This window comes from Kamptonema animale CS-326 (assembly GCF_028330895.1).
GTDB lineage: Bacteria > Cyanobacteriota > Cyanobacteriia > Cyanobacteriales > Microcoleaceae > Kamptonema > Kamptonema formosum.
In genome coordinates, this window is the sequence record NZ_JAQMUA010000231.1 from 1 (window position 1) to 5289 (window position 5289).

Genomic DNA, 5289 nt, shown 5'->3' on the forward strand with positions numbered 1-5289 from the left:
CGCAATGACAGCATAGATTATTCACAATGACACCAGAGATTATTGACAATGACATCATAATATTATTCGCAATGATATCATAGATTATTGACAATGACATCATAGATTATTTGCAATGACATCATAGATTATTCGCAATGATATCATAGATTACCAACAGTTAACAGTTAACAATTAACAAAATTATTCTATAGAATTTGGTAGCTCAAAAAATGTTTGACTAAGAGCCACATCTGTCATATCAGTTTCACTCAAATAAGCATCCGTCAAAAATACTCCCTTCAACTTTGCACCCTTCAAATTTGCACCTTTAAGATTAACGCCTCTGAGATTAACTCGAAATAAATTGGCCTCAGTTAAATCTACCTCACTCAAATCAGCACCCTCCATATTTACTCTCATCAACTCGGCTTTTCTGAGGTCGGCACCGCTTAAATTTGCGCCGGTGAGGTCAGCTCTAGTCAAGTCAGCGCCTCTCAAATCTGCTGCACTTAAGTTTACATGAAGCAAACTCGCTCCTGTCAAGTCAGACCCTCTCAAATCTGCCTCGCTCAAATTACCACCGCTGAGATCTGCTCTAGTAAAATCTACTTCTCTAATGTCAGCAGCGCTCAAATTTACCTGATGTAAAATCGCACCCGTCAAATTCGCTCCTCTTAAATCTGTACTCTCTAAGTTTGTACCTTTAAGGTAAGCTTTTTTCAAGTTAGCTTTGCTAAGATCTACTTTTGTCATATTGGCACCGCTTAAGTTAGCACCGCTTAAATCAGCACCGCTTAAATCAGCACCGCTTAAATCAGCACTAACTAAATTTACCCCTTGCAGAGAAACATTGGGAGCGATTAAGTAGGCTCCAGCAAAACTGGGGTCAATACCTTCAGAAAATAAAGTTCGATTATTATAAACAGCTTTTTCTAAAATGGTGGCAATTAAACTTGCTTCTCTTAAATCTGCGCCGCTGAGGTTGGCTCCAGATAAATTTGCTCTATCGAGTTTTGCGCCAAATAAGTTGGCTCTAATTAAACTTGCTCTTCTTAAGTCAGCTCCTTTCAAATCCGCACCGGTCAGATCGACTTTGCTGAGATTTAGTCCTGGTAGCGAGACGCTGGGAGCAAGCAAGAAAGCTCCTGCTTCAGTGGGGTTAATATCTTGGGGGAAAATGGTGCGGTTATTGTAAACAGCTTTCTCCAAAATTGCACCGCTCAATTGCGCTCCCCTAAAATCTGCGCCGCTGAGGTTGGCTCCGGCTAAGTTGGCTTTGTCCAAGTTGGCTCCAACTAAGTTGGCCATAATTAGACTTGCTTGCTGGAGGTTAGCTCCTGTTAACTCTGCTCCTACAAGAGTTGCTTCTTTGAGACAGGCTCCCCTCAAGTCTGCTTCGGTGAGGTTAGCCAAATTCATGAATGATTCGGATAAGTCTGCTCCGCTGAGGTTGGCTCGGCTCAAGTCTGCTTCGATCAGGTCTGCATATTTGAGGCTAGCATTGTTGAAGTTAGTGTCTCTGAGGTCGGTTCCCCTCATGTTGGCTCCCCGCAGTTCCGCACCCGCGAGGTTAGTACCTTTGAGTTCTTGTCCTCTGAGATCGAGGCGGTTGAGAAAGTCACCAACGTTCAATTCCATGTCACTAAGTCCCTTGAATTGACACTCCCAACCCTAAAGGGGATGGGATTCTGAGCGAGATTTCTCTCTCAATATCCCAGAGAGATAATTGAATATTCTCTGGGTTCCTGCCCACACGCCGTTTGCCTTTTTGGCGCAGCGTATTATCTGGAGTTAGGAGATATTCATTGGCTTTTCTCTTGTAAATTGTTTTGAGACAATAGGTTTCTAAGTGCTGACTGGGTTGAATGGGTTTCAAGTTTCTGACTCGTGAGTTTTGATATTGGTGAAACTGTATATTACTTGAGATTGCAGGTGTGCTGCCATTGAGGAAGGGAGAACAGGGAGGGGAAAGGTTTGCCTGTCTAATTTTACCTGTAAGGTTTTGAGGGGATCGGCACCGGAGGATACCATGAATTCCAATTTTTGCAGTTGGGGCCAGGTGGTGGCGATTTCGTCGAGAATTTGGGCGATCGCATTTATGTAAGGGTGGTTGGGATCGGAGTACCAGTCGGGGGCCGCAAGTCCGGCTTGATCGAAGCCTAGATGTACGATTAAGGAGGCTTGGCCGAATAGGGCGATCGCGACTGGTCTAGCTTCTTCTTGTAAGATCAAGTCCCGGCTTTTTGCCATGAGTCGCAATTTCTCTAAGCGATCGTAGCGATCGTAAATTGGGATTTGGGGACTGGAGGCGAGGAATCCTAGTTCTCCTGCTTCTCCTTCTTCTTTCCTCTCTCTTCCTTCTTCCTTCTTCCCTGTTCCTTCTTCCTTCATTTCAATTGCTACTGTGACTAAATAGGTCTGTAACAGTAGGTGGCCGAGTTTTTCGGCTTTTGTGGCTAAATACATGGAATTGTAGTCTGTGGCTTCGATCAGTAGGGGAACGCGATCGCTAACTTCAATTCCATAACCTTTTAAACCAGCAATTTTGCGGGGATTGTTGGTAATCAAGCGGATCTTTTTGACACCTAAATCGTTGAGCATTTGCGCCCCCACGCCGTAATTTCGTAGGTCGGCGGGAAAACCTAAGCGTTCGTTTGCCTCGACGGTATCAAAGCCAATGTCTTGCAGGGAGTAAGCTTTTAATTTGTTGACCAGACCAATTCCTCTGCCTTCTTGCCGTAAGTAAACTATTACGCCCGATCCGGCATTTTCAATCATTTTCAAGGCCGCTTGTAACTGCATTCGGCAGTCGCAGCGCAGAGAACCCAAGGCATCTCCGGTCAGGCATTCGGAATGGACGCGCACCATGACTGGTTTATCTTGGAAATCGGCGAGGTCGCCTTTGACTATGGCGACGTGCTCGGCGTTGTCCTGAAGGTCGCGGTAAGCGTAAATCATGAAATCGCCGAATTGAGTGGGCAATTTGGCGACGGTTTCGCGGCGGACAAAGCGATCGTGTTTGAGGCGATAGCTGATTAAATCGGCAATGCTGATAATTTTGAGCTGGTGGATTTTGGCGTATTCGATTAATTCTGGCAATCTGGCCATCGAACCGTCGGGGTTTTGAATTTCGCAGAGAACGCCTGCGGGGTATAGTCCTGCGAGTCTTGGTAAGTCAACTGATGCTTCGGTATGACCGGCCCGTTTTAATACGCCTCCTTCTTTTGCTCTGAGGGGGAAAATATGACCGGGACGACGCAGTTCTTCTGGTTTGGTGGTGGGGTTGATGGCGATTTGGATAGTGCGAGCTCGGTCTTCGGCAGATATGCCTGTGGTGACGTTGCTAACGGCATCGATGCTGACGGTGAAGGCGGTTTGATTGCTGTCGGTGTTTTTGCTGACCATCAGAGGGAGGTCGAGTTGGTCGAGGCGATCGCCAGTCAATGCCAGACAAATCAATCCCCGCGCCTGAACTGCCATGAAGTTAATCATGTCCGGGGTGGCGAATTGGGCAGCACAAATGACATCGCCTTCGTTTTCGCGGTGTTCGTCATCGACTACTACTAGGGCGCGTCCGGCCTTGAGTTCCGCTAGGGCGGCATCTATTGAGTCAAATTCAAAGGGTTGAGTGGAGTTGTTGTTGGGCTGCACAGAGGAGTTCAATTTAACGAAACCGTAATGTTATCAAATGCTAATTTGTTTCTAATTGTAACCTTTTGGCTTCGGTACAGAGGCGATCGCATCCCACCTCCGATAGATTTGCCAAGATTACTGGGTTTCCATACTATAAATATCGAAAGTTGTCAATAGTTGAGTTGTTGGAAAAATAATCAAGATGCAATTGAACGTAAGGGCGATCGCTGCTATAAAACTTGTAACTTATAGCGATGGATTGTTATCGGCGATCGCCCACCCTACAAGTTATAGGGATAAAAATTTAAAATTGTTAATAGTAAAGTTGTGCAGAAAACAATTAAAAAAGGGCGCAATTGCTTTAACCCAACTAAGCCTTTAAATCTTGAAAAACCCTAAAACTTTATCGATAAAGGAGAGTTTTATGGTAAAAACAGGATTGTTGATAAAAACATCAGAGGGGTATTTCCATGAGAATTGCTAAAGACGTGACGGAACTAATTGGGCGGACTCCTTTAGTTCAGCTTAACAAAATTCCGCAAGCAGAAGGTTGTGTAGCTCGAATTGTAGTGAAGCTAGAAGGGATGAATCCGGCGGCTTCAGTAAAAGACAGAATTGGGGCTAGCATGATTCTAGCAGCAGAAGAGGCGGGTGCGATCGCACCAGGGAAAACAATTTTAGTAGAACCGACTTCGGGAAATACGGGAATTGCTTTGGCAATGGTAGCGGCCGCGAAAGGCTACCGTTTAATTTTAATCATGCCAGATACGATGAGCTTAGAGCGGCGGGCGATGCTGAAGGCTTACGGGGCAGAATTGGAATTGACACCTGGGTATGAGGGGATGAAAGGTGCGATCGCGCGGGCGACAGAAATTGCGGCCACAACACCCAATGCTTTTATGCCGCAACAATTCAACAACCCCGCTAACCCTAAAGTTCACCGGGAGACGACAGCAGAGGAAATTTGGGCAGATACGGATGGTGAGATCGATTTCTTAATTTCCGGGGTTGGTACTGGGGGGACAATTACGGGCATTACTGAGGTAATTAAACAGCGGAAACCGAGTTTTCAAGCGATCGCAGTTGAACCTGTCAACAGTCAAGTGCTCGCGGGAGGTAAAGCGGGCCCGCACAAAATTCAAGGCATTGGCGCGGGATTTGTGCCCGAAGTCCTTCGCAAGGAATTGATCGATGAAGTGATTGCCGTTACCGATGACGATGCGATCGCATTTAGCCGCAGATTAGCCAAAGAAGAAGGATTGCTTTCAGGCATCTCTGCCGGCGCAGCTTTATCGGCAGCAATTACTATCGGCAAACGCCCAGAAAATGCTGGCAAACTGATAGTAATGGTGCAACCTAGTTTTGGCGAACGTTACTTGAGTACAGTGCTGTTCAAAGATATCGAAGCTGTTACGGAATCATCGCCTTCCCTAACCGCTACTGTATCATAATAATCAATTGTATTAGGCTCGGATTTTGTGAGGTATTGTGGCGAAGAGAATGTACGTCTCGACTATCAAAGTCCGACCTAAGAGAGAATGTAAAAATTTAACCCGCGTAGGCGGGTTTTGTCTGTGTAGACGCGGTTTCAACCGCCGATTATACCAAATCCAGCTATCCTTTATTGTCATTGCGAGCTTTATTGTCATTGCGAGCTTTATTGTCATTTCGAGC

The 5289-nt window shown here is 45.8% G+C and carries 4 protein-coding genes; 1 reads left to right on the forward strand and 3 read right to left on the reverse strand.

Annotated elements, in window-relative coordinates; genetic code table 11:
• Window positions 1-183: 183 nt before the first annotated feature.
• The 3 genes from PN499_RS13165 to ribBA are packed head-to-tail and all read right to left on the reverse strand — an operon-like array spanning window position 184 to window position 3633.
• The gene (locus tag PN499_RS13165; protein WP_272032405.1) at window positions 184-1620 is read right to left on the reverse strand and encodes a pentapeptide repeat-containing protein; all 1437 of its coding nucleotides are present in this window, start codon (window positions 1618-1620) and stop codon (window positions 184-186) included.
• Window positions 1621-1624: 4 nt separating this feature from the next.
• Window positions 1625-1858, reverse strand: a complete 234-nt coding sequence (locus PN499_RS13170) for a hypothetical protein (protein ID WP_272032406.1) — start codon at window positions 1856-1858, stop codon at window positions 1625-1627.
• Window positions 1855-3633, reverse strand: a complete 1779-nt coding sequence (ribBA, locus tag PN499_RS13175; protein ID WP_272032408.1) for a bifunctional 3,4-dihydroxy-2-butanone-4-phosphate synthase/GTP cyclohydrolase II — start codon at window positions 3631-3633, stop codon at window positions 1855-1857. Before ribBA ends, PN499_RS13170 begins: the two co-directional genes overlap by 4 nt.
• A 452-nt stretch (window positions 3634-4085) precedes the next feature.
• Here ribBA and cysK point away from each other — a divergent pair, with 452 nt between their 5' ends.
• The gene (cysK, locus tag PN499_RS13180) at window positions 4086-5066 is read left to right on the forward strand and encodes a cysteine synthase A (protein ID WP_272032410.1); all 981 of its coding nucleotides are present in this window, start codon (window positions 4086-4088) and stop codon (window positions 5064-5066) included.
• Window positions 5067-5289 lie beyond the last annotated feature (223 nt).

Excerpts from the sequence above, each read along its gene's own strand:
- PN499_RS13165 (WP_272032405.1), bottom strand. The coding sequence starts at position 1,620 with ATGGAATTGAACGTTGGTGACTTTCTCAACCGCCTCGATCTCAGAGGA.
- cysK (WP_272032410.1), top strand. The coding sequence starts at position 4,086 with ATGAGAATTGCTAAAGACGTGACGGAACTAATTGGGCGGACTCCTTTA.